The 22,884-nt window shown below is 70.6% G+C and carries 19 protein-coding genes; 8 read left to right on the top strand and 11 right to left on the bottom strand.

Going from position 1 to position 22,884, the window contains the following annotated elements; all coding sequences use genetic code 11:
- The first annotated feature begins 3 nt into the window (after positions 1-3).
- Complete coding sequence (uvrD, locus tag E4F25_RS08825; protein ID WP_140909778.1) at positions 4-2,217, top strand: DNA helicase II; 2,214 nt, start codon at positions 4-6, stop codon at positions 2,215-2,217.
- Here uvrD and chaB read toward each other — a convergent pair.
- Positions 2,212-2,442 (bottom strand): putative cation transport regulator ChaB, encoded by a 231-nt coding sequence (chaB, locus tag E4F25_RS08820; RefSeq protein WP_140909777.1) that lies wholly within the window; start codon positions 2,440-2,442, stop codon positions 2,212-2,214. The two genes, uvrD and chaB, sit on opposite strands and share 6 nt — an antisense overlap.
- Positions 2,443-2,586: 144 nt before the next feature.
- Between chaB and E4F25_RS08815 the strand changes: the two genes are divergently transcribed.
- Entirely contained in the window at positions 2,587-3,615 is a 1,029-nt protein-coding gene (locus E4F25_RS08815; protein ID WP_140909776.1) for an SDR family oxidoreductase, read from the top strand.
- A gap of 9 nt (positions 3,616-3,624) precedes the next feature.
- Here E4F25_RS08815 and E4F25_RS08810 read toward each other — a convergent pair whose 3' ends face one another.
- Positions 3,625-3,930, bottom strand: coding sequence for a DUF2782 domain-containing protein (locus E4F25_RS08810; protein WP_140909775.1), 306 nt, complete (start codon positions 3,928-3,930; stop codon positions 3,625-3,627).
- A 60-nt stretch (positions 3,931-3,990) separates the two neighbouring features.
- On the opposite strand from E4F25_RS08810, the gene polA reads away from it, so the two are divergent.
- Both polA and E4F25_RS08800 read left to right on the top strand, forming a co-directional pair.
- Positions 3,991-6,795: a DNA polymerase I gene (gene polA, locus E4F25_RS08805; protein ID WP_140909774.1), complete on the top strand. Its 2,805-nt coding sequence runs from the start codon at positions 3,991-3,993 to the stop codon at positions 6,793-6,795.
- A 491-nt stretch (positions 6,796-7,286) separates the two neighbouring features.
- Positions 7,287-7,775, top strand: coding sequence for a DUF421 domain-containing protein (locus E4F25_RS08800; protein ID WP_140909773.1), 489 nt, complete (start codon positions 7,287-7,289; stop codon positions 7,773-7,775).
- A 24-nt stretch (positions 7,776-7,799) separates the two neighbouring features.
- On the opposite strand, the gene hemF is transcribed toward E4F25_RS08800, so the two are convergent.
- Both hemF and E4F25_RS08790 read right to left on the bottom strand, forming a co-directional pair.
- The gene (hemF, locus tag E4F25_RS08795) at positions 7,800-8,708 is read right to left on the bottom strand and encodes an oxygen-dependent coproporphyrinogen oxidase (RefSeq protein WP_140909772.1); all 909 of its coding nucleotides are present in this window, start codon (positions 8,706-8,708) and stop codon (positions 7,800-7,802) included.
- Positions 8,701-11,127, bottom strand: coding sequence for a S9 family peptidase (locus tag E4F25_RS08790; protein WP_140909771.1), 2,427 nt, complete (start codon positions 11,125-11,127; stop codon positions 8,701-8,703). Before E4F25_RS08790 ends, hemF begins: the two co-directional genes overlap by 8 nt.
- A gap of 165 nt (positions 11,128-11,292) precedes the next feature.
- Between E4F25_RS08790 and E4F25_RS08785 the strand changes: the two genes are divergently transcribed.
- Together E4F25_RS08785 and cydB are read left to right on the top strand one after the other, a co-directional pair.
- A complete protein-coding gene (locus tag E4F25_RS08785) occupies positions 11,293-12,717 on the top strand; it encodes a cytochrome ubiquinol oxidase subunit I (RefSeq protein WP_140910396.1) in 1,425 nt (474 codons plus the stop codon).
- On the top strand, positions 12,714-13,733 hold the full coding sequence (gene cydB / locus E4F25_RS08780; RefSeq protein ID WP_140909770.1) for a cytochrome d ubiquinol oxidase subunit II: 1,020 nt from the start codon (positions 12,714-12,716) through the stop codon (positions 13,731-13,733). The genes E4F25_RS08785 and cydB overlap by 4 nt, the downstream gene beginning before the upstream one ends.
- A 31-nt stretch (positions 13,734-13,764) precedes the next feature.
- Here the strand turns inward: cydB and E4F25_RS08775 are convergent, their stop codons facing one another.
- Complete coding sequence (locus E4F25_RS08775) at positions 13,765-15,864, bottom strand: M13 family metallopeptidase (RefSeq protein ID WP_140909769.1); 2,100 nt, start codon at positions 15,862-15,864, stop codon at positions 13,765-13,767.
- A 109-nt stretch (positions 15,865-15,973) separates the two neighbouring features.
- Here E4F25_RS08775 and acs point away from each other — a divergent pair, with 109 nt between their 5' ends.
- Positions 15,974-17,941 carry an acetate--CoA ligase gene (gene acs, locus E4F25_RS08770; RefSeq protein ID WP_140909768.1) on the top strand — a complete coding sequence of 656 codons (1,968 nt, stop codon included), beginning with the start codon at positions 15,974-15,976 and terminating at the stop codon, positions 17,939-17,941.
- Positions 17,938-19,407 carry an NAD-dependent succinate-semialdehyde dehydrogenase gene (locus E4F25_RS08765; protein WP_246069829.1) on the top strand — a complete coding sequence of 490 codons (1,470 nt, stop codon included), beginning with the start codon at positions 17,938-17,940 and terminating at the stop codon, positions 19,405-19,407. Before acs ends, E4F25_RS08765 begins: the two co-directional genes overlap by 4 nt.
- A 57-nt stretch (positions 19,408-19,464) precedes the next feature.
- On the opposite strand, the gene rpmG is transcribed toward E4F25_RS08765, so the two are convergent.
- The 6 genes from rpmG to E4F25_RS08735 form a co-directional block, all read right to left on the bottom strand.
- Entirely contained in the window at positions 19,465-19,629 is a 165-nt protein-coding gene (rpmG, locus tag E4F25_RS08760; RefSeq protein WP_140909767.1) for a 50S ribosomal protein L33, read from the bottom strand.
- Between the two features lie 13 nt (positions 19,630-19,642).
- The gene (gene rpmB / locus E4F25_RS08755) at positions 19,643-19,879 is read right to left on the bottom strand and encodes a 50S ribosomal protein L28 (protein ID WP_140909766.1); all 237 of its coding nucleotides are present in this window, start codon (positions 19,877-19,879) and stop codon (positions 19,643-19,645) included.
- A 138-nt stretch (positions 19,880-20,017) separates the two neighbouring features.
- A complete protein-coding gene (locus E4F25_RS08750) occupies positions 20,018-20,371 on the bottom strand; it encodes a lipid-A-disaccharide synthase N-terminal domain-containing protein (RefSeq protein WP_140910394.1) in 354 nt (117 codons plus the stop codon).
- The gene (locus E4F25_RS08745; protein WP_140909765.1) at positions 20,371-21,096 is read right to left on the bottom strand and encodes a glycosyltransferase family 2 protein; all 726 of its coding nucleotides are present in this window, start codon (positions 21,094-21,096) and stop codon (positions 20,371-20,373) included. The genes E4F25_RS08750 and E4F25_RS08745 overlap by 1 nt, the downstream gene beginning before the upstream one ends.
- Positions 21,097-21,106: 10 nt before the next feature.
- A complete protein-coding gene (locus E4F25_RS08740; protein WP_140909764.1) occupies positions 21,107-22,018 on the bottom strand; it encodes a ParB/RepB/Spo0J family partition protein in 912 nt (303 codons plus the stop codon).
- Positions 22,015-22,848 carry a ParA family protein gene (locus tag E4F25_RS08735; protein ID WP_140909763.1) on the bottom strand — a complete coding sequence of 278 codons (834 nt, stop codon included), beginning with the start codon at positions 22,846-22,848 and terminating at the stop codon, positions 22,015-22,017. The genes E4F25_RS08740 and E4F25_RS08735 overlap by 4 nt, the downstream gene beginning before the upstream one ends.
- Between the last annotated feature and the right edge of the window lie 36 nt (positions 22,849-22,884).

Genomic DNA, 22,884 nt, shown 5'->3' with positions numbered 1-22,884 from the left:
GCGATGGATGTCTCCCACCTGCTCGACGGGCTGAACCCGGCCCAGCGCGAGGCCGTGACCGCGCCTGCCGGGCACTACCTGGTGCTGGCCGGCGCGGGCTCGGGCAAGACCCGCGTGCTCACCCACCGCATCGCCTGGCTGCACGAGGTGCACGGGGTCCCGGTGCACGGGATCCTCGCGGTCACCTTCACCAACAAGGCCGCCGCCGAGATGCGCGGCCGCGCCGAGCAGCTGCTGCAGCGCGACGGCCCCGGGCCGGGCGCGCGCGGCATGTGGATCGGCACCTTCCACGGCCTCTGCCATCGCCTGCTGCGCCTGCACTGGCAGGAAGCGAAGCTGCCGGAAGGCTTCCAGGTGCTCGATTCGGACGACCAGCTGCGCCTGGTCCAGCGCGTGGTGCAGCAGCTCGAGCTCGACGAGGCGCGCTTCCCGCCGCGCCAGATCGCGTGGTGGATCAACAGCCAGAAGGACGAGGGCCGGCGCCCGCAGCACCTGCAGCCGGCCGCCGGCGACGCCTGGCTGGAAGCGATGCAAAAGGCCTACGCGCTCTACCAGGAGCGCTGCGACCGCGCCGGGCTGGTGGACTTCGCCGAGCTGCTGCTGCGCGCGCACGAACTACTGCGCGACAACGCCGCGCTGCTGGCGCACTACCGGCGCCGCTTCGGCGAGATCCTGGTGGACGAGTTCCAGGACACCAACGCGATCCAGTACGCGTTCGTGCGCGTGCTGGCCGGCGCCGAGGGCCACGTGTTCGTGGTTGGCGACGACGACCAGGCGATCTACGGCTGGCGCGGCGCCAAGGTGGAGAACGTGCAGCGCTTCCTCGCCGACTTCGGGTCTTCCAACGGCGGCGGCGCGACCACGCTGCGGCTGGAGCAGAACTACCGTTCCAGCGCCAACATCCTCAACGCCGCCAATGCGGTGATCGCGCACAACCCGGACCGCCTCGGCAAGCAGCTGTGGACCGACAGCGGCGAAGGCGAGCCGATCGACCTTTACGCGGCCTACAACGAGATCGACGAGGCGCGCTTCGTGGTCGAGCGCATCCGCCAGTGGGTGCGCGACGGCGGCTCCCATGGCGACACCGCGATCCTGTACCGCAGCAACGCCCAGTCGCGCGCCTTCGAAGAGGCGCTGCTGGGCGAGGAGATCCCGTACCGGGTGTACGGCGGCATGCGCTTCTTCGAGCGCGCCGAGATCAAGGACACCCTCGCCTACCTGCGCCTGGTCGCCAACCGCGACGACGACGCCGCCTTCGAGCGCGCGGTCAACACCCCGGCCCGCGGCATCGGCGAGCGCACCCTGTCCGAGGTGCGCCAGCGCGCGCGCGCGGACGGCGTGTCGCTGTGGGAGGCCGCGCGCCGCTGCGCCACCGGCGACGCGCTGGCGGCGCGCGCCCGCAACGCGCTGGGCACGTTCCTGGCGCTGATCGACGCGCTGGACACCGAGGTCGCGGAACTGCCGCTGCAGGAGAAGATCGACCACGTGCTGGCGCGCAGCGGGCTGCGCGCGCACTACGCCGCGGAGTCGAAGGGTTCGCTGGATTCGCGCACCGACAACCTCGACGAACTGGTCTCGGTCGCCTCGCGCTTCGTGCAACGGGACGACGACGAGGAATCGGCGGCGCTCAGCGAGCTGGTCGCGTTCCTGTCCTACGCCGCGCTCGAGGCGGGCGAGGGACAGGCCCAGGCGGGCGAGGACGGTGTCCAGCTCATGACCCTGCACAGCGCCAAGGGACTCGAGTTCCCGCTGGTGTTCCTGGCCGGGCTCGAGGAAGGCCTGTTCCCCAGCGGACGTTCGCTGGAAGAGAGCGGGCGGCTGGAAGAGGAGCGCCGCCTGGCCTACGTCGGCATCACCCGCGCGCGCCAGAAGCTGGTGCTGAGCTACGCCGAGGCGCGCCGCATCCACGGCGCCGACATGTACGGCATCCCCTCGCGCTTCCTGCGCGAGATCCCGGCGCCGCTGCTGCACGAGGTGCGGCCGCGGGTGAACGTGTCACGGCCGATGGCCTCGTCGCTGCCGCGGCGCGACCGCGGCCACGCGCCGGTCGAATCGCCCGGCATCAGCGTCGGCCAGAACGTGCGCCATCCCAAGTTCGGCACCGGCTTCGTCACCGACGTCGAAGGCAACGGCGCGCACGCGCGCGTGCAGGTGAACTTCGACGAGGCCGGGAGCAAGTGGCTGGTGTTGGCCTACGCGAACCTGCAACCGCTATGACTTGCTGTGCCAGTCGCCGTCGTCGCCCTTCTCGTACTTCTCCTTGACCGCCGACCACGCCACCTTGTGCGCGGTTTCCTCGCGGCTGGCGTCGCCGCGGCGCTCGTCCGGGTCCTGGTATTCGTCCCAGGCGCTGTTGAAGGCTTCCTTGTAGATCTCCTGCGCGTGCTTCGGCAGGTGGTCCTGCACCGGTTCGGGCAGGTCGTTCAGTCGCTTGTACGGCATGGCTCGGTCCTCCTCGGTCCGTTGCCGCCGATGCTGCGGCGGCGGCCATGAACTGCCTGCGAAGCCACCGTGAAGCCCGTGTCACGCACCGTGGACGCAACGCCGGCTAGCGTTTCCCGGACCCCAGTCAGGAAGCAGCCGACGATGGCCACCAGGAAAGCCAGCCCGAGCGGAAAGCCAACGCAGGCGGCGTCGAAGCAGCGCGGCATCCAGCGCGACATCGATCCCCGGAACGCGAAGAAGAAGGCCGCGAAGAAGGCGGCGAAGAAAGCCGCGAAGAAGGCCGGCAAGTCCAAGCCGGCGGTGCAGGCCGGGCCGCGCCGGCAGCCGGAGAATCCGCTGCCGAAGCAGCGCCAGCGCAAGCCCGGGCAGGAACACGCGCTCGATCCCCAGCCGCGCTTCCTGGCCCCGGATTACCGGGGCAGCGGCAAGCTCGACGGCATGGTGGCGCTGGTCACCGGCGGCGACTCCGGCATCGGCCGCGCGGTGGCGGTGCTGTTCGCGCGCGAGGGCGCCGACGTCGCCATCACCTACCTCAGCGAGGACCGCGACGCCGCCGACACCAGGCGCCACGTCGAGGCCGAGGGCGCGCGCTGCATCGCGCTGGCCGCCGACGTGAAGGACCCGCGCGCCTGCGAGGCCGTGGTGAAGGAGGTCGTGCACACGTTCGGACGCCTGGACGTGCTGGTCAACAACGCCGCCTTCCAGATGCACGCGCACGCGCTCGAGGACATCACCGACGAGCACCTGCAGGAAACCCTGCAGACCAACATCGCGGGCTACTTCCACATGGCGCGCGCCGCGCTGCCGCACATGACCGAGGGCGCCAGCATCATCAACACCGGCTCGGAGACCGGCATCTTCGGCAACGGCAAGCTGCTCGACTATTCCGCGACCAAGGGCGCGATCCACGCCTTCACCAAGTCGCTGGCGACCAGCCTGCTCGGGCGCGGAATCCGCGTGAACGCGGTCGCGCCGGGGCCGGTGTGGACGCCGCTGAATCCGGCCGACCGGCCCGCGGAGGACGTCGCGAAGTTCGGGCAGGACAGCGACATGGGCCGGCCGGCGCAGCCGGAGGAGGTGTCGCCGGCCTACGTGTTCCTGGCGGCGCCGGTGTGTGCCTCGTACGTCAACGGGGTGGTGCTGCCGGTGATGGGCGGGCCGCGCGGCTAGCGCGTCCGCCTACCAGCCGTAGAGCTTGAACCAGGTGACCGGCGCTTCCTCGCGCGGATCCAGGCGGCCGTCGCCGTCGCGGTCCACGATGTAGTAGGTCACGCCGCGCGTCGGCACCACCTTCACCATCACCAGCTGGCCGCCGACCCGGTACTCGTGGATGACGTCGCCGTTGTCGGCGGTGCGCACGGCCTCGACCGCGCCTTCCGGGACCGGCGGCGGGTCGCCGGCGGTCTGCGGCACCGGCAGGGCTTCGCCACTGCTGGCGCAGGCGGCCAGCAGCAGCACGGCGACGGACGGCAGCAGTAAGCGCATGGCGGGGCTCCTTGGCGGGTCCACCCGATTATGCCCCGCCCCGCCGCGTAGAATCGGTGCATGCCCGAGCAGACCCCGCACCGCCTCGTCCTGATCGACGGCTCGTCCTACCTGTACCGCGCCTTCCACGCGCTGCCGCCGCTGTCCAACGCCGCCGGCGAGCCCACCGGCGCGCTGTTCGGGGTGGTCAACATGCTGCGCGCCACGCTCAAGGAGCAGCCGGACTGCGCCGCCTTCGTGCTCGACGCCCCCGGCAAGACCTTCCGCGACGACCTCTATCCCGAGTACAAGGCCAACCGCCCGCCGATGCCCGACGACCTGCGCGCGCAGGTCCAGCCGATGTGCGACATCGTGCAGGCGCTCGGCTTCCCGATGCTGAGCATCCCCGGGGTCGAGGCCGATGACGTCATCGGCACCCTGGCGCTGGAGGCGGCGCGCGAGGGCAGCCACGTCACCATCTCCACAAGCGACAAGGACTTCGCACAACTGGTGCAGGCGTTCCCCAGCGGCGGCCGCATCGAGCTGGTCAACACCATGAGCGGCAGCAAGCTGGACAGCGACGAGGCGGTCGTCGCCAAGTTCGGCGTGCCGGCCGCGCGCATCGTCGACCTGCTGGCGCTGATGGGCGACGCCATCGACAACGTCGTCGGCATCGAGAAGTGCGGCCCCAAGACCGCGGCCAAGTGGCTCAACGAGCACGGCGACCTCGACGGCGTGATCGCCGCGGCCGAAGGCATCAAGGGCAAGATCGGCGACAACCTGCGCGCCGGGCTGGAGCGGCTGCCGCTCAACCGCGAGCTGGTCACCATCAAGACCGACGTCGCGCTGGACGCGCCGGCGCGCTCGCTGGCGCTGCGCCCGCGTGACGTCGAGGCGCTACGCGCGTTGTACACGCGCTACGGTTTCAACCAGGCCCTGCGCGAGCTAGAGGGCAACGCTGCCGCCGAGCCCGCCCCGGGCGCGGCCGGCAAGCCCGGCGCGATGCGCTCGACCGCCGCCGGCTACGCGCGCGCCGCGGCTGCACCGGCGCCCGGGATCGACCCGGCGCTGTCCGCCCCCGGCGAGCACGAGACCGTGCTCACCCGCGCGCAGCTCGACGCCTGGGTCGCAAGGCTGGACGCCGCCGAGGAGTTCGCCTTCGACACCGAGACCGACTCGCTCGACGCGCTGTGCGCGAAGCTCGTCGGCCTGAGCCTGGCGGTGGAGCCGGGCAAGGCCGCCTACATCCCGGTCGGCCACGACTATCCCGGCGTGCCGGCGCAGCTGCCGCTGCAGGAAGTACTGGACGCGCTACGCCCGGCGTTCACTGATCCTGGAAAGCGCAAGATCGGCCACCACGGCAAGTACGACCTGCATGTACTGCGCTGCCACGGCCTCGAGGTGCGCGGCTACAACGACGACACGATGATGGAGAGCTTCGTGCTCAACGCCACCGCGACCCGGCACGACATGGACTCGCTGGCGATGCGCTACCTCGGCTACAGGACGGTCACCTACGCCGACGTTGCCGGCAAGGGCGCCAAGCAGATCCCGTTCCCGGCGGTGGCGATCGACGACGCCACCCGCTACGCCGGCGAGGACGCCGACGTCACCCTGCGCCTGCACCGCACGCTGCGCCCGAAGCTGGCGGAGGAGCCGGCGCTCGATCGCGTCTACCGCGAGATCGAGATCCCGCTGGTGCCGGTGCTCGAGCGGATCGAGGCCAACGGCGTGCTGGTGGACATGGACGAGCTGCGCCGGCAGTCGGCCGACCTGTCGCGGCGCATGCTCGAACTGCAGCAGAAGGCCACCGAGCTGGCCGGCCGTACCTTCAACCTGGACTCGCCCAAGCAGGTCTGCGCGCTGCTCTACGACGAGCTGAAGCTGCCGGCGCTGGTGAAGACGCCCTCCGGCCAACCCTCCGCCAACGAGGAGGCGCTGGAGGCGATCGCCGACCAGCACCCGCTGCCGCGCGTGATCCTCGACTACCGCGGCCTGGCCAAGCTGCGCAGCACCTACACCGAGAAGCTGCCGGGCATGGCCAACCCGGACGACGGCCGCGTCCACACCAGCTTCCACCAGGCCGGCGCCGCCACCGGGCGGCTTGCGTCCAGCGACCCGAACCTGCAGAACATCCCGATCCGCACCGAGGACGGGCGCCGCATCCGCAAGGCCTTCGTCGCGCCGGAGGGGCGCCGCATCGTCGCCTGCGACTACTCGCAGATCGAGCTGCGGATCATGGCCCACCTGTCACAGGACCCGGCGCTGCTGCGCGCGTTCGAGTCCGGTGCCGACATCCACCGCGCGACCGCGGCTGAAGTGTTCGGCAAGCCGATCGACGCCGTGGACGCCAACGAGCGCCGCGCCGCCAAGGCGATCAACTTCGGCCTGATGTACGGCATGAGCGCGTTCGGCCTGGCCAAGCAGCTCGGGATCGCGCGCGGCGAGGCGCAGGACTACATCGCGCTGTACTTCAGCCGCTACCCCGGCGTGCGCGACTTCATGGAGAGCACGCGCCAGCAGGCGCGCGACCGCGGTTACGTGGAAACGGTGTTCGGCCGGCGCCTGTACCTGGCCGACATCCACGCGCGCAACCAGGGCCTGCGCGCGGGCGCCGAACGCGCGGCGATCAACGCGCCGATGCAGGGCACCGCGGCCGACATCATCAAGCGCGCGATGATCGACATCGACGGCTGGCTGGCAGGCCATCGCGAGCGTGCGCTGATGGTCCTCCAGGTCCACGACGAGCTCGTGTTCGAGGTCGACGAGGGCTTCGTCGAGGCCCTGCTGGCCGAGGTCCCCCGGCGGATGACGGCGGCGGCCGAATTGCGGGTGCCGCTGGTGGTCGATTCCGGGGTCGGAAAGGACTGGGACGAGGCCCATTGAGGGGCCTCCGGGCGGCCAAAACCCCATTCAGGCGGCCCTTCTGAATCATTCCTGAACCCGCCGGTTCAGTGGTCGCGATCTTCACGAACCATCCATGTCGGTTCTGGTCATATAGGCCGCGACGGATGCAAGGTCCGTCGCAGAGATCATCTCCCCTCCCCTGGAGTGATCCCGGAACGGAAACCCCTCCCCAGGTTCCGTTCCCCGGCCCCGCTAGCCTTCCCCCTGGCTATGCGGGGCTTTTTTATGCGCCGCCTTTTGGCGACGCATAAAAACCCAAAGTTTTGGCTCGGGTGGTTCTCGCGCAATCGACTGCTGCGTTGGCCAAAACTTTGGGCCCCGGCTAGTGCTGACATCCCCCGCGCCTGTCGGCGCGCCCCCCTTGGGAAGGGGGGCTCTCAGCCATGGGACTTCGCGGTCGGTCCGGACTTCATGGGTCGCCCACGCGGGGTGGCGCTTAGTGGTGGCCTTGTCGGACTGGGAGCTGGGCTGTGTCGGAGTGGCTGGAGCTGAAGATCCCGTGGTGGGAGATCGTTTTGCGGGCGTCGATCGTGTACTTCGTGCTGCTCGCGCTGCTGCGGGTATCGGGCAAGCGGACGGTGGGGCAGTTCACGCCGTTCGACCTGCTGGTGCTGGTGCTGCTGGGCGATGCGGTGCAGGGCTCGATGATCGCGGGCGACGAATCGCTGCAGGGCGGGCTGATCCTGGCGTTCACGCTGCTGGCGTGGAACCGGCTGGTCGGCTTCGTCACCGCGCGCAGCGAATCGGTGGCGCTGGTGGTCGAGGGCAAGGAGGACATCCTCGCGCGGAACGGCACGGTGTTCGAGGAAGCGCTCAAGAAGGCGGACTTGACCCGGGACGACCTGCAGGAGGCGATGCGGGACCACAGCGTGCCGTCCATCAACAAGATCCGGTTGGCGGTGCTGGAGAAGGACGGGACGATCACGGTCCTCGGGATGAAGGATGCGAAGTCGTCGTAGCGGGTCGCGGCGCGAGCGCCGCTCCTACAGTTCGGTGAGCCAGTCGCGGGGGCGGAGGTAGTCGGCGAGGCGGGCTTCGGGGCTGCCGGGTTCGGGTGAGTAGCCGTATTCCCAGCGGACCTGCGGCGGGAGGCTCATCAGGATGGATTCGGCGCGGCCGCCGGACTGCAGGCCGAACAGGGTGCCGCGGTCGTAGACCAGGTTGAACTCGACGTAGCGGCCGCGGCGGTAGAGCTGGAAGTTGCGCTGGCGCTCGCCGTAAGGGGTATCGCGGCGACGTTCGACGATCGGCAGGTACGCGTCGAGGAAGCCGTCGCCGACCGCGCGCATGTAGGCGAAGTCGCTGTCGAAGTCGCCGTGCAGGTCGTCGAAGAACAGGCCGCCGACGCCGCGCGTCTCCTTGCGGTGCTTGAGGTAGAAGTACTCGTCGCACCAGCGCTTGTGCGCCTGGTAGCGCTCCTCGCCGCCGAACGGCTCGCACAGGTCGCGGGCGACGCGGTGCCAGTGCAGCACGTCCTCGTCGAACGGGTAGAACGGGGTCAGGTCGAAGCCGCCCCCGAACCACCAGGCCACGGTCTCGCCGTCGCGCCGGGCGGTGAAATGGCGGACGTTGGCGTGGGTGGTCGGCAGGTAGGGATTGCGCGGGTGGAACACCAGCGAGACGCCGGCCGCGCGCCAGGAGGCGCCCGCGAGTTCCGGCCGCGAGGCGCTGGCCGACGGCGGCAGCTTCGAGCCGGAGACGTCGGAGAAGCCGATCCCGGCCTGCTCGAACACGGCGCCGTCGCGCAGCACGCGCGTGCGCCCGCCGCCGCCTTCCTTGCGCTCCCAGCGGTCCTCGGCGAAGCGCGCCTGGCCGTCCGCGGCCTCGATCGCGGCGCAGATGCGGTCCTGCAGCCCGGTCAGGTAGTCGCGGACGGAATCGAAGTCAGCCATCGCCCTTCACGTGCTCGTCGAACAGCTCGAGGATGCGCCGATACTCGTCGTACCAGGCGTCGGCGTGCGTGAAGCCGTGCCGCTCCAGCGGGTACGGCGCCACCCACCAGTCGTGCTTGCGCAGCTCGATCAGCTTCTGCACCAGGTCCACCGTGTCCTTGAAGAACACGTTGTCGTCGATCATGCCGTGCGCGATCAGCAGCGCGTCCTGCAGGCCCTCGGCGTACTCGATCGGCGAGGAGCGCTGGTAGGCCTCGGGGTCGAGCTCGGGCGTGTTGAGGATGTTCGAGGTGTACTCGTGGTTGTACTGCGCCCAGTCCACCACCGGGCGCAGCGCGGCGCCGGCCTTGAACACGCCCGGCTCGCGGAACAGCGCCATGAAGGTCATGAAGCCGCCGTAGCTGCCGCCGTAGATGCCGGCGCGGTCGCGGTCGCCCTGCTTCTCCGCCACCAGCCACTCGAGGCCGTCGAGGTAGTCCTCGAGCTCGGGGTGGCCCATGTTGCGGTAGATCGCGGTGCGCCAGTCGCGGCCGTAGCCCTCGGAGCCGCGGTAGTCGAGGTCGAGCACGATGTAGCCGCGTTGCACCAGCAGGTTGTGGAACATCTGCTCGCGGAAGTACTCCGGCCAGTGCATGTCCGCGTTCTGCAGGTAGCCGGCGCCGTGCACGAACATCACGATCGGGTAGCGCCTGCCCGGTTCCGGGTTGGCCGGGCCGTAGTACTTGCCCCAGATCGGCGCGGCGCCGTGCCGCGACGGCACCTGCACGCGCTGCGGTTCGATCCAGTCGACGGCGCGGAACTCGGGGGTGCGGGTGTCGGTGAGCGCGCGCGCGGTGCCGCCGCGCGCGTCGACCACCGCGAGCTGCGGCGGCAGGTAGTCGGCGGAATAGCGCAGGAGCAGCCTGGTTCCGTCGGGCGATTGCGTGAACGACTCGACGCCGTCGAGCGCGGTCAGTTCGCGCACGTCGCCGCCTTCCAGCGGCACCTCGCAGACTTCGTAGTCCACCGGGCTGGCGCGGTTGCAGAGCACCAGGAAGCCGCGCCCGTCGGCGGCGAGCACCGGCCGCGAGGCCTCCCACTGCCCGCGCGTGTGCTGCACGGCGCCGCCGCTGCCTGCGGTATCCAGTGTGTACAGGTGCGAATGCCCGCTCTCCTCGGACAGATACCAGAGCGTGCGGTTGTCCGGCAGCCAGCCGAAATCGTTGAAGCCCCAGTTGATCCAGGCGTTGTCGCGCAGCCGGTGGCGGCTGTGCAGGGTGGCGTTCTCCGGGCCGACGGTCGCGATCCAGCGGTCCTTGTTGTCCACCGCGCGCAGCAGCACCGCGGCCTGGCGCGAGTCGCCCGACCAGTGGATCGCCGGGCCGGTGCCGTCGCCGTCGGTCTCGACCCGGATCGCGCGGTGGCCCTGCAGCGGCTTCTTGCCGGCGGCGGCGCGGAGCCCGGCCAACGGGTCCTCGCCGGCCCCAGGCAGTACGCCGAAGTCCAGCTTGCGCGGCTCGCCGTCGGCCATGTCCACCACCCACAGCGTGTGCGGCAGCGGCGCGTTGCGGCCGACCCGCGTGCGCACTTCCTCGAACTCCTCGTAGCCGGACTCGGTGACGTAGCGCGGCATCTTCCCGGCCTTCCCGGTGTCGGCGCCGGCCTCGGTGGTCACCACCAGCAGCCAGCGTCCGTCGGGCGAGAGCGCGCTGTCGGCGACCTGCACCTCGTCGCCCAGGTACACCGGCGCCGGCGCGCGGGTGGGATCGGCGGCGCGCCAGGCGTCGTGTTGCTCGCGCGCGGCGTCGCGGCGGGCGCGATCCTCGCGCAGGGTGTCGATCAGCCGCAGCTGGCGCTCGCGCAGCGCGTCCTCGTCCGGCGGCGTTCCCGGTGCGTCCTCGGCGCGGATCACCGCCGCCTGCACCACCGCACCGCCCGGCGTGCGCCGGTACCAATCGTTGCCGACCCGCCACACCAGCGAGCCGTCGTCGCCCCAGCGCGGACGCGATTCCTGGTCGTTGCTGCGGGTCACCTGCAGCAGCGCGCCGTTGCGCAGGTCGCGCACGAACACGTCGCCGTTGCGGACGAAGGCCATGCGCGTGCGGGTGGCGTCGTAGACCGCGCCGGAGGCGTCGAGCGTGGCGCGCTCGGCGCCCTCGACCAGCCGCGGCGCGCTGCTGCCGTCCACCGGCACCTGCCAGGCATCGCGGACGATGCCGCCCTCGCGCTTGCGCTCGTACTGCGCGGCGCGCCCGTCCCAGGCCCACCAGTAGTCCTCGACCGCGTTGCCGATCCAGTCCGGATCGGCCATCACCTGCTCGAGGGTCAGCGGCGGCGCCGGCGCGGGCAGGGCCTGGGCGAAAGCGCTGGGCGCGCTGGACAGAAGCACGCTGGACAGAAGCACGGGCAGCAAGGCGGCAAGCGGCAACGGACGACGCATCGGCGGGTTCCCCGGTCAGGCGCAAGGCGACCGCGCGATTCTAGCGGCTGGGCCCGCGCGGCGCCCCGGCCGGAAGTCGTGTGCGCGGCGTGGACGTCGCGGTAACGGCCGGGGCGCACAATGGGCGTGCGGCGCAGTCCCCCGCGCCGCGGGGAGAGGCCCGTGTTGGACGCACTGCTGCTGTCGAGGATCCAGTTCGGCTTCGTCATCACCTTCCACATCCTGTTCCCGGCCTTCACCATCGGCCTGGCGCACTGGCTGGCCTTCGTCGAATGGCGCTGGCTGCGCACCCGCGACGACCGCTGGCGCGACATCTACTTCTTCTGGCTGAAGATCTTCGCGGTGTCGTTCGGCATGGGCGTGGTCTCCGGCATCGTCATGAGCTTCCAGTTCGGGACCAACTGGGCGGTGCTGAGCGAGCGCGCCGGCGCGATCCTCGGGCCGCTGCTGAGCTACGAGGTGCTGACCGCGTTCTTCCTCGAGGCGACCTTCCTCGGGGTGATGCTGTTCGGCTGGCGCCGGGTCTCCGACCGGCTGCACTTCTTCGCCACCTGCATGGTCGCGCTCGGGACCCTGCTCTCGACCTTCTGGATCATCTCCGCCAACAGCTGGATGCAGACGCCGCAGGGGCACGTGATCGACGCCGCCGGCTTCTTCCAGCCCGCCGACTGGTGGGCCATCATCTTCAACCCGTCGTTCCCGTACCGCCTGGCGCACATGGTGCTGGCGGCGTTCATCACCACCTGCTTCGTGATCGGTGGCGTCAGCGCCTGGTACCTGCGCCGCGGCGAGCACCGCGACGCGGCCGTGCGCATGCTGAAGCACGCGGTGGTGTTCGCGGCGATCGCGGTGCCGCTGCAGATCCTCGCCGGGGACCTGCACGGGCTCAACGTGGCCGAGCACCAGCCGGTGAAGCTGGCGGCGATCGAGGCGCACTGGCACGAGGGCGCGCCCGGCGAGGGAACGCCACTGGTGCTGTTCGCGCTGCCGGACGCGCAGGCGGAACGCAACGACTACGAGGTGGCCGTGCCGCGCCTGGGCGGGCTGATCCTGGCCCACGACTGGAACGGCACCTTCCCGCCGCTGACCGCGGTGCCGCCCGAGGAGCGGCCGCCGGTGGCGCCGGTGTTCTGGTCGTTCCGGGTCATGGTCGGCATCGGCATCCTGATGCTGGTGCTGGCCTGGGGCTCGCTGTGGGCGTTGCGCCGCGGCACCCTGGCCACCTCGCGCTGGCTGCTCGACGGCTGGCGGCTGCTGAGCCCGTCGGGCTTCATCGCCCTGCTCGCTGGGTGGTACGTGGTCGAGATCGGGCGCCAGCCGTACGTGGTCTACGGACTGCTGCGCACCAGCGAGGCGGTCAGCCCGAACATCGCCGCGGCCGCGGTGATGACTTCGCTCATCGTCTACGCGATCGCCTACGCGGTGATCTTCGGCGCCGGCATCTGGTACCTGCGCAAGCTGATGCTGGTCGGGCCGGTGCCGCAACCGCCCAAGGACACCCGCGGCGGCGAGAAGACGCCGGCGCGGCCGCTGTCGGTGCCCGACGAACCGGTGGACGCGCCCGCCACCCGGCAGGAGGTGCAGTCATGAGCCTCGACCTCGTGCTTCCGGTGCTGTGGTTCGGCGTGATCGGCTTCGGCGTGCTGATGTACGTGCTGCTGGACGGCTTCGTCCTCGGCCTCGGCATCCTCGCGCCGTTCGCCGAGGACGGCGCCCAGCTCGACCACATGATGAACACCGCCGCGCCGATCTGGGACGGCAACGAGACCTGGCTGGTGCTCGGCGGCGCCGGCCTGCTGGCGGCGTTCCCGCCGGCCTACGCGCTGCTGCTGTCGACGCTGTACCTGCCGGTGCTGATGATGCTGATCGCGCTGATCTTCCGCGGCGTCGCCTTCGAGTTCCGGTTCAAGGCGACCCGCGGGAAGCCGTTCTGGGGCGCGGCGTTCTCGGTTGGTTCGATCGTGGTGGCGTTCTCGCAGGGCGTCATCCTGGGCGCGCTGGTCGAAGGCCTGCCGCGCGACGCCGGCCCCGGCTTCGCCTCCGCGTTCGCGTGGTTCAGCCCGTTCTCGATGATGACCGGCGTGGCGCTGGTGTTCGGCTACGCCCTGCTCGGCGCCGGCTGGCTGGTGCTGAAGACCGAGGGGTCGCTGCACCGGCTCGCGCGCACCATGACCCGGCCGCTGGTGCTGGTGGTGGTCGCGTTCATGGGACTGGTCAGCGCCTGGCTGCCGTTCCTCGACTCGCGGATCATGGCGCGCTGGTTCGAGGGCGGCAACTTCTGGTGGCTGGCGCCGGTGCCGCTGCTGGCGCTGTGGAACGCCTGGGCGCTGTGGCGCGCGGCCGCCGCGGAAGGCCGCGACTGGCATCCGTTCGTGCTCACCATGAGCTTCTTCGGGCTCGGCTTCGCCGGGCTGGTGCTCGGCATGTGGCCGAACATCATCCCGCCGGACATGAGCATCTGGGACGCGGCCTCGCCGTCGTCGTCGCTGGTGTTCCTCGGCGTCGGCATCGTGATCCTGCTGCCGGCGATCCTCGGCTACACCTGGTGGTCGTACAGCGTGTTCCGCGGCAAGATCGAGGCCGACAGCGGGTACCACTCGCATTGAGTGGCGCCCGCCGGCGGCCCCGCCGCGCGCATCACCAGATGCGCACGCGCTCCGCCGGCGCCAGGTACAGGTCCTGGCCCGGCTTCGGATCGAACGCCTCGTACCAGCCGTCGATGTTGCGCACGGTCTGCGCGCGCCAGCGGCCGGGCGAGTGAACGCCGCCCACCACCTGCCCGCGCAGCGCCTCGTCACGCGCCTTGTTGCGCCACGCCTGGGCGAAGGCGATGAAGAAGCGCTGCTGGCCGCTGAAGCCTTCCAGCTCCGGCGCCGGCTCGCCGCCGAGCGAGTTGAGGTAGGCCTGGTACGCGACCTCGAGGCCGGCGAGGTCGGCGATGTTCTCGCCCAGGGTCTGCTCGCCGTTGATGTGCAGGCCCGGCAGCGGCTCGTAGGCGTCGTACTGCGCCGCCAGCTTGCGCCCGGCCTCCTCGAAGTGGGCCATGTCCTCCTCGCTCCACCAGTTCTCGAGCTTGCCCTGCGCGTTGAAGTCGGCACCGAGGTTGTCGAAGCCGTGCACGATCTCGTGCCCGATCACCGCGCCGATCGCGCCGTAGTTGGCGGCATCGTCGGCGTTCGGGTCGAAGAACGGCGGCTCCAGGATCGCGGCCGGGAAGTTCAGCGCGTTCTGCAAGGGCAGGTTCACCGCATTGACCGTCTGCGGGGTCATCCACCACTCGCCGCGGTCGGGCGCCTTGCCGAGCTTGCCGCGCTGGTGGCGGTACTCGGCCAGCGCGGCGCGCTGGGCGTTTCCGAGCGCGTCGTCCGCGCGCACCTCGAACCCGGAGTAGTCGCGCCAGGTGTCGGGGTAGCCGACGCTCACCTGCATCGTGCGCACCTTCTCCTTGGCGACCGCCTTGGTCTCCTCGCTCATCCAGTCGAGCGCGTCAATGCGCTCCGGGAACACCGCGAGCAGGTTGTCCACCAGCTGCTTCACTTCCGCGCGCGACGACGCCGGGAAGTAGCGCTGCACGTAGCGCTGGCCGATGGCGTCGCCGAGCGCGTTGCCGACCGCGGCCAGCGCGCGCTTGTCGCGTGCGCGCTGCTGCGGCACGCCGCTGAGCGTGGTGCCGAAGAAGCCGAACGACAGGTCGGCGTAGGCCTTCGGCAGCAGCGGCGCGGCCTCGTTGAGCGCATGGAACGTCGCCCAGGCCCTCCAGTCCTCCAGCGACGCGTCGGCGACGAGCTTCGACAGCCGCGCGATCGCCTCCGGCTGCCACGCGATCACCGTGTCCTGGTCCTGCAGGCCGGCGGCGCGGAAGTACGTCGCCCAGTCGAGTCCCGGCGCCTTTTCGGCGAAGGCATCCATCGCCCAGGCCTCGGCGTTGTGCGCGTCCTGGGTCTCGATGATGGTGGCCTGCGCCTTCGCGATCCGCTCCTCCAGCGCGTAGGCGCGCTTCGCGACCGCGTCGGCGTCCTCGATGCCGGCCTGTTCGAGCAGCGCTGCCATGTACTCGCGGTACTTGCCGCGGATGTCCTGCATCGCCTTGTCGCCGGAAACGTAGTAGTCGCGGCTGGGCATGGCGGTGCCGCCCTGCAGCAGGTAGGGGCGGTTGTGCTCCGGATCCTGCAGCCCCTGGGTCACGAACAGGCCGAACAGGTTGGGCGTGTGCAGGTCGGTCGCGTTGAGCGGGTCGACGTCGGCGCGCAGGTGCTCGCCGAGGTAGGCGGCGAGCGCGGTGCGGTCGTCGATCGCGGCGATGGCGTCGAGTTGCGGCTGCACCGGTTCCAGCCCGCGCTCTTCGATGGTGTCGGTGTCCATGAACGCGGCGTAGTAGTCGGCGATGCGACGCTCGTCGCTGCCGGGTTGCGGATCGCCGTCGATGATCGATTGCACCAGCTCCGCGGTGCGTTGCTCGGCCTTGTTGAACACCTGCAGGAAGATGCCGGTGCTGGCGCGGTCGGCCGGGATCTCGGTGGTCTCGCGCCAGCCGCCGTTGGCATAGGCCTCGAAGTCGTCGCCCGGCTGCACGCTGGTCTCCATGCCGGCGATGTCGATGCCGATCACCGGCTCCGCCGGGGTCGCCGCGATGTCCGGCGCCTGGTCGGTGGCGGCCTGGGAATCGGTCGGGGCGGGCGAGCAGGCGCACAGGGCGCAGATCGCCATCGCCAGCAGGGTCGGTCGCATCGCGCGCATGTCAGGTCCCTCTTGTCGGCAAGGATGCCCATCTTGGACCCGCCGGCGTGATGGCCGAATGGGACAGAAGTACCGGTCTGCGGCAGACTGGCGGCAGGAGGTCCCCGCCATGTCCCAGCCGGAGCGTTACCCCGTCCCCGCGGCCTTCGCCGCCGCCGCCAACCTCGACGCCGACGGCTACCGGCGGCTCTACGCACGGTCCATCGCCGATCCGGACGGCTTCTGGGCCGAAGCCGCCGGGCGCCTGGACTGGATGCGCAGGCCCACGCGCATCCGCGAGGCCAGCTTCGACGCCGACGACTTCCACGTCCGCTGGTACGCCGACGGCCGGCTCAACGCCAGCGTCGAGTGCCTCGATCGCCACCTGGCCGCGCACGGCGACAAGGCCGCGATCGTGTTCGAGCCGGACGACCCGGCCGCGGACCCGCAACGCATCAGCTACCGCGAGCTGCACGCGCGCGTGTGCCGGTTGGCCAACGCGCTGCGCAACCTCGGCATCGGCAAGGGCGACCGCGTCACCATCTACCTGCCGATGATCCCCGAGGCGGTGGTGGCGATGCTCGCCTGCGCGCGCATCGGCGCGGTGCACATGGTGGTGTTCGGCGGCTTCGCCCCGCACTCGATCGCCGACCGCATTGCCGACTGCGGCAGCAAGCTGGTGATCACCGCCGACGAGGGCTGCCGCGGCGGCAAGCGCATCGCGCTCAAGGCCAACGTGGACGCGGCGCTGAAACTGCCCGGCACCAACAGCGTCGAGACCGTGCTGGTGGTGCGCCACACCCGCGGCGTGGTGGACATGCAGATGCCGCGCGACCGCTGGTACGACGCGGTGCTCGACGGCCAGCCAGACACCTGCGAGCCCGAACCGATGGACGCGGAGGACCCGCTGTTCATCCTCTACACCTCCGGCAGCACCGGCAAGCCGAAGGGCGTGCTGCACACCACCGGCGGCTACCTCGTGTTCTGCGCCTACACCCACGAGTGCGCGTTCGACCTCAAACCCGACGACGTGTACTGGTGCACCGCCGACGTCGGCTGGGTCACCGGGCACAGCTACATCGTCTACGGCCCCTTGGCCAACGCGTCCACGGCGGTGGTGTTCGAGGGCGTGCCGACCTGGCCGGACTGCTCGCGCTTCTGGCAGGTGGTGGACAGGCACGCGGTCACGATCTTCTACACCGCGCCGACCGCGATCCGCGCGCTGATGCGCGAGGGCGACGACTGGGTGCGCGCCACCTCGCGCTCGTCGCTGCGCCTGCTCGGGACGGTCGGCGAGCCGATCAACCCGGAGGCCTGGCGCTGGTACCACGACGTGGTCGGCGACGGCCGTTGCCCGGTGGTGGACACCTGGTGGCAGACCGAGACCGGCGGGATCATGATCGCGCCCCTGCCCGGCGTGGTCGACGCCAAGCCCGGCGCCGCGATGCTGCCGTTCTTCGGCGTGCGCCCGGCGCTGGTGGACGGCGACGGCAAGCTGCTCGAGGGCGAGGCCGAGGGCAACCTGGTGATCCTGGACTCGTGGCCAGGGCAGATGCGCACCGTTTACGGCGACCACCAGCGCTACATAGACACCTACTTCAGGACCTTCCCGGGCACCTACTGCACCGGCGACGGCGCGCGCCGCGACGCCGACGGCCACTGGTGGATCACCGGCCGCGTGGACGACGTGATCAACGTCAGCGGCCACCGCATGGGCACCGCCGAGGTCGAGAGCGCGCTGGTCGCGCACGAGGCGGTGGCCGAGGCCGCGGTCGTCGGCTTCCCGCACGACATCAAGGGCCAGGGCATCTACGCCTACGTGACCCTGAAGGAAGGCGTCGAACCCAGCGATGCGTTGCGCGCGGAACTGGTGCAGCAGGTGCGCGGCGACATCGGCGCGACCGCCACGCCCGACCACATCCAGTGGGCGCCGGCGCTGCCGAAGACCCGCAGCGGCAAGATCATGCGCCGGATCCTGCGCAAGATCGCCGAGAGCACATCGTCTAACGTCAGACCCGACCAGCTCGGCGACACCACCACGCTGGCCGATCCGTCGGTTGTAGAAGCGCTGGTCGCCAATCGCCGGGGTGCGTCGTGAGCGCCGTGGGCCTGCGCCTGGACGACCCGGGGCTGCTGCGCATGCAGTGCCCGGTCGGCGGCGTCTGGCGCGATGCCGACGGCGGAGCCAATTGCGAGGTCACCAACCCCGCGACCGGCGCGGTGCTGGGAACGGTACCGGACATGGGCCCGGCCGAGACCCGCGCCGCGATCGAGGCCGCGCACGCCGCGTTCCCGGAGTGGGCCGCGCGCACCGCGCAGGAACGCGCCCAGGTATTGCGACGCATGCACGCGCTGATGCTCGAGCACCGGGAGGACCTGGCGCGGCTGATGACCGCCGAGCAGGGCAAGCCGCTGGCCGAGTCGCGCGGCGAGATCGCGTATTCCGCCGCGTACCTGGAATGGTTCGCCGAGGAAGGCCGGCGCATGTACGGCGAGGTGATCCCGCCGCACGCCGCCGACCGGCGCATCGTGGTGCTGCGCCAGCCGGTCGGCGTTGCCGCGCTGATCACGCCCTGGAACTTCCCGTCGGCGATGCTCGGGCGCAAGCTCGGCGCGGCGCTGGCCGCCGGCTGCACCGTGGTCTGCAAGCCGGCGCTGCAGACGCCGTTCTCGGCGCTGGCGCTGGCGGTGATCGGCGAGCGCTCGGGCCTGCCGCCGGGCGTCATCAACATGGTCACCGGCAGCGACGCCGCGGCGATCGGCGAGGCCATGACCTCGCACCCGAAGGTGCGCAAGCTGAGCTTCACCGGATCCACCAAGGTCGGGGCGCTGCTGATGAAGCAGTGCGCCGAGGACATCAAGCGGGTCTCGCTCGAGCTGGGCGGCAACGCACCGTTCATCGTGTTCGAGGACGCCGACCTCGACGCCGCGGTCGAAGGCGCGATCGCCAGCAAGTTCCGCAACACCGGGCAGACCTGCGTCTGCGCCAACCGGCTGTTCGTGCACGACGCGGTGTACGACGCTTTCGCCGACAAGCTGGTCGCCGCGGTCTCGAAGCTGCGCGTGGGCGACGGCCTGCAGGGCGAGACCGACCAGGGCCCGCTGATCGACGCCAAGGCACTGGAGAAGGTGGAGGCGCACGTCACCGACGCGCTGGCCAAGGGCGCCAGCGTGATGCTCGGCGGCGAGCGCCACCCGCTCGGCGGCACCTTCTACCAGCCGACCGTGCTGCGCGACGCCGGCATGGACATGCTGCTGGCGCGCGAAGAGACCTTCGGCCCGGTAGCGCCGCTGTTCCGCTTCTCCGACGAGGCCGAAGCCATCGCCATGGCCAACGACACCGAGTTCGGGCTGGCCGGCTACTTCTACACCCGCGACCTCGCCCGCGCCTGGCGCGTGGCGGAGGCGCTGGAGTGCGGCATCGTCGGCATCAACACCGGCCTGGTCTCGACCGAGGTCGCCCCGTTCGGCGGCATCAAGCAGTCGGGCATGGGCCGCGAGGGGTCGCGGCACGGGCTGGAGGACTACACGGTGCTGAAGTATGCGTGCATCGGGGGGAATTGAATCGCGCGCAAGGCGCGCTCCCACAATGAAGAAGGCCCGCTTTCGCGGGCCGTCTTCTTACTTGATCTTGCCTTCCTTGTAGATCACGTGCTTCCGGACGACGGGATCGTACTTCTTGATCTCCATCTTGTTCGGCGTGTTCTTCTTGTTCTTGTCGGTCGTGTAGAAGTGACCGGTGTCGGCGGTGGAGATCAGGCGGATCTTGTCGCGCTTGGTTGCCATGGCTCAATCCTCCTCAGATCTTCTCGCCGCGGGCACGCAGCTCGGCCAGGACCGAGTCGATGCCGTTCTTGTCGATGGTGCGCAGGGCCTGCGCGGAAACCCTCAGCTTGACCCAGCGGTTCTCGCTGGCCACCCAGAAGCGGCGCTCGTGCAGGTTCGGCAGGAAGCGGCGGCGGGTCTTGTTGTTGGCATGCGAGACGTTGTTGCCGCTCTGCACGCCCTTGCCGGTGACTTGGCATACGCGGGACATATCGAACTCCTCGGAGCGCACCATCGAAGGTGCCAGTGGTCGGCCCCCATAGCCCGGGAGCCTTCGGCCTCGCAGGGCGCCGGAGGGGTCCAGAAGCGCAGCGAGCCGGCAATTATGCACCAGAAATCAGGCGGATAGCTAGTGGCTGGCCTTGTCCCGGTTCCAGCCGCGGTGGCGGATGTCCAGGTACAGGCTGTAGGCCGCGGTGAACGCCGGGAACAGGTTCTGGACGATCCCGACCGCGTCCTGCTTGTGCGAGAACAGGAAGTAGCTGAGGGTCATGCCCGAGCCGAGCAGGCTCATGTACCAGAACAGCCGTGGAATCACGGGCTTGCGGTGCTTGCGCGAGGCCCAGAACTGGACCAGCCAGCGGCCGCCGAACATCAGCGCGCCGGTCAGGCCGATCAGCTTCCAGGGGGACATGTACAGCCCGGTCCACTCCAGCCACTGGATCGGGTCGTTCATGAAGTCGCCGGAGCCGGGCGCCAGCATCATTCCAGTTCCTCCGCCGGGGTCACCTTGCCGCGCCGGATGAGCCAGGCGACCCCGCGCAGGTCGCTGATCCCGACCAGGGCCCGGTTCAGGTTGTTGTACTTGGAGACGCCGGTCGCGCGGTGGCGGTGGTTCACCGGCACGCTCACCGAGCGGTGGCCGGCGCGCTGCATCAGCGCCGGCAGGTAGCGGTGCATGTGGTCGAAGTACGGCAGTTCGAGGAAGGCCTCGCGCTCGAACAGCTTGATGCCGCAGCCGGTGTCCGGGGTGGCGTCGCGCAGCATCCGCGAGCGGATCGCGTTGGCCAGCTTCGAGGCGATGCGCTTGCTGCCGGTGTCCTTGCGGTCCACGCGCCAGCCGGCGAACAGCTTGACGTCCGGCTCGGCGCGGTCCCGCTCGGCCAGCAGCTTCGGGATGTCCGCCGGGTCGTTCTGGCCGTCGCCGTCGAGGGTCGCGACCCAGGCGCCGCGCGCCGCCTTCACGCCGGTGCGGATCGCGGTGCTCTGCCCGCTCTGGTGCACGTGCCGCACGACGCGCAGCTCCGGGACTTCGGCCTTGAGCGCGCGCAGGCGCTCGAGCGTGGCGTCCCGGGACCGGTCGTCCACGTACACGATCTCGAAGTCCACGCGTCCACGCAAGGCGGCGACGATCTCGCCGACCAGCGGCGCGACGTTGTCTTCCTCGTTGAACACCGGAACCACCACCGACAACGCGGGTCCAGCCATGTCAGCTCCGTCAGCCAGCAGTCCCGCGCAGGCGCTCGAGCACGCCGTCGAGCGCCTCGAGGTCGGCGTAGTGGATCACCAGGCGGCCCTTGCCGCCGCGTCCGTGCAGCACGTTGACGCGCGAGCCCAGGGTTTCCGACAGCTCGCGCTCGAGCGCGACGATGTCGGCCTGCGGGCGCGCCTTCGCGGCCTTCGCGGCCTTGCCGGTGGCCGGCACCTTGCCGGCCGAGAGCTGCTGCACGCGGTGCTCGACCTCGCGCACCGACCAGCCGTGCTCGGCGGCCTGGCGCGCGAGCGAGATCGCGGCCTGCGGCGCCAGCGTCAGCAGCGCGCGGGCATGGCCCATCTCCAGCGCGCGGGTCTCGACCAGGGTGCGGATCTCGGGCGGCAGCTCGAGCAGGCGCAGCAGGTTGGACACCGCGGCGCGCGAACGGCCGACCGCGGCCGCCGCCTGCGCGTGGGTCAGGTCGAACTCGTCGATCAGGCGCTGCAGCGCCTGCGCTTCCTCCAGCGGGTTGAGGTCCTCGCGCTGGATGTTCTCGATCAGCGCCATCGCGACCACGGTGCGGTCGTCGACCTCGCGCACCACTACCGGGATCTCGCTCAGCCCGGCCAGGCGCGAGGCGCGCCAGCGGCGCTCGCCAGCGATGATCTCGTAGTTGCGGCCGCCCAGGTCGCGGACCACGATCGGCTGGATCACGCCCTGCGCGCGGATCGACTCGGCCAGCTCGGCGAGCTTGGCGTCGTCCATGGTCTTGCGCGGCTGGTAGCGGCCCGGCGCCAGCGCGTCGATCGGCAGCGAGCGCAGCACGTCGCCCGGGGTCGCCTCCAGCACCGGCGCCTCGGCCTTGGGCCCGAGCAGGGCCTCCAGGCCGCGGCCCAGCCCGCGCTTCTTGGCTGCACTCTTGCCGGCCGCGCTCATGCCGCGGTACCTGCCGCTTCGCTCATCTTGTCACTGTCCTGATTGGGGTTGCGCGCGGCCTGCTCGCGCTCGCGCTGGCGCCGCAGCACCTCGCCGGCGAGGCCGAGGTAGGCGACCGCGCCGCGGCTGCCGCGGTCGTAGCCGACGATGCTCTGGCCGTGGCTCGGGGCCTCCGCCAGGCGCACGTTGCGCGGCACGATGGTGCGGAACACCTTGTCGCCGAAATGGTTGACCAGCTCCGCCGACACCGCGTTGGTGAGGTTGTTGCGCACGTCGAACATGGTACGCAGCACCCCTTCGATCTCCAGCCCCGGGTTCAGCCGCCCCTTCAGCGCGTCGATGGTGCGCACCAGCGCGCTCAGGCCCTCCAGCGCGTAGTACTCGCACTGCATCGGCACCAGCACGCTGTCGGCGGCGGTGAGCGCGTTGAGGGTCAGCAGCGACAGCGCCGGCGGGCAGTCGATGACGATGAAGTCGTAGCGGTCGCGCAGCGGGTCGAGCGCGCGCTTGAGGCGCTGCTCGCGGCCGTCCTCGTCCATCAGCTCGAGCTCGGCCGCGGTCAGGTCGGTGTTGGCGGGCAGCAGGTCGAAGCCTTCCGGCGCCTTGACGATGACGTCGGCGGCGTGCGCCTCCTCCAGCAGCACGTCGCAGGTGGAGGCCGCGAGCTCGTGCTTGTCCACGCCCGAGCCCATGGTGGCGTTGCCCTGCGCGTCCAGGTCCACGAGCAGCACGCGCTTCGGGGTCGCCGCCAACGCCGCGGCCAGGTTGACCGCGGTGGTGGTCTTGCCGACCCCGCCCTTCTGGTTGGCGACAGCGATGATGCGGGCCATGTCCGGGCGCGTGCCTCGATGCGATGGGTGGTCCGG

This window comes from Cognatiluteimonas lumbrici (genome assembly GCF_006476065.1).
Taxonomy (GTDB): Bacteria; Pseudomonadota; Gammaproteobacteria; order Xanthomonadales; family Xanthomonadaceae; genus Cognatiluteimonas; species Cognatiluteimonas lumbrici.
Note: the sequence above shows the minus strand (reverse complement) of the source record. Positions and strands in the feature narration are given on the sequence as shown.